The sequence below is a fragment of the Streptomyces sp. NPDC005728 genome, from assembly GCF_040630895.1.
Classification (GTDB): Bacteria; Actinomycetota; Actinomycetes; order Streptomycetales; family Streptomycetaceae; genus Streptomyces.
Map to the genome: position 1 here is coordinate 1 of NZ_JBEXYL010000311.1, position 1006 is coordinate 1006.

1 protein-coding gene is annotated in these 1006 nt (G+C 73.1%); it reads right to left on the minus strand.

The genetic code is table 11. From position 1 onward, the window contains the following. Nucleotides 1-89: 89 nt before the first annotated feature. Nucleotides 90-818: a hypothetical protein gene (locus ABZ471_RS48835; protein WP_359075658.1), complete on the minus strand. Its 729-nt coding sequence runs from the start codon at nt 816-818 to the stop codon at nt 90-92. Between the last annotated feature and the right edge of the window lie 188 nt (nt 819-1006).

The following is a 1006-nucleotide window of genomic DNA, read 5'->3' on the forward strand; positions in this document are numbered from 1 at the left end:
CGGACGGTCTCGGTCAACGCCCAGTCGGCGAGGCCGAGCTGCTCGGAGGCGAGCAGTCCGGCGGCGGCGCGCAGCGCCCGTCGTACGGCTCAGCCGACCGTGTCACCCGCCGCCACGGGGTGTGCCTCCAGGCCGGGAGCGGACAGCAACGCGGCGACGAGGTCCGCGGATCCGCCGACGTACGTGCTGGTCAGGTCCACGTCGCCGCCCACGCACCAGGCGCGGTCCGCGGGCCACCACAGGTCGGGCAGCTCGGCGAACTCGTCCAGGGACTGCGGCGAGACGGCATCGGCCAGCGTGCCGGCGAGCAGCACCTCGTCCCGGCCGGGCGTGGGGAACGTGGGGAAACGGTCGAAGTCCCACCGCCCGTAGCCGCACCACAGGCCGAAGAAGCAACGCTCCGGCGTCCGGGTGTGCCGGCCCAGAAGGGGGATGAGGATCTGGGCGACATCGGGTGGGGTCGGTCCCTCGCCCGGATGCTCGTCCCACACTCCGGGCAGGCCGTGGTCGGAGCGGTTGACGTAGTCGCGGCCGGCTCCGATGACCTCGTGCCAGTGCGTGCCCGGTGTCACCCGGGTGCCGTGCGCGGCGGCGACCGTCGCCCAGCGCACCGGCCGCTCGTCCAGGGACGCCGGATGCAGAACCCTCGCGTAGGCCTCGAAGCCGGGCGCGGCGACACCCGCCACCGTTGCGAAGGCGCCATGGCCCGGGGCGCCTTCGATGAGCCACTGGGCCGGTGAGAGGTCGGCGGCAAGGACCTGCAGGCGTCCGTACCGCTCTGGAACAGGTTCCCGGTGGAGCAGGCCGTGATCGTTCACCCGCACAGTCTGCCGTGTGCCCGTGGCGATCGGCGCACGGTCCGGCCCGTACTCGCGGAGAGGGCAGGATTCGAACCTGCGTGGGCCCCTTGGGGCCCGACCTCGAGGCGTGCTCGCTGGTCCCCGATCAACCACTCCGGCGCCACACTGGGGAAGACCTCCTCCAACTGCGGAAACGCGGTCGGAGG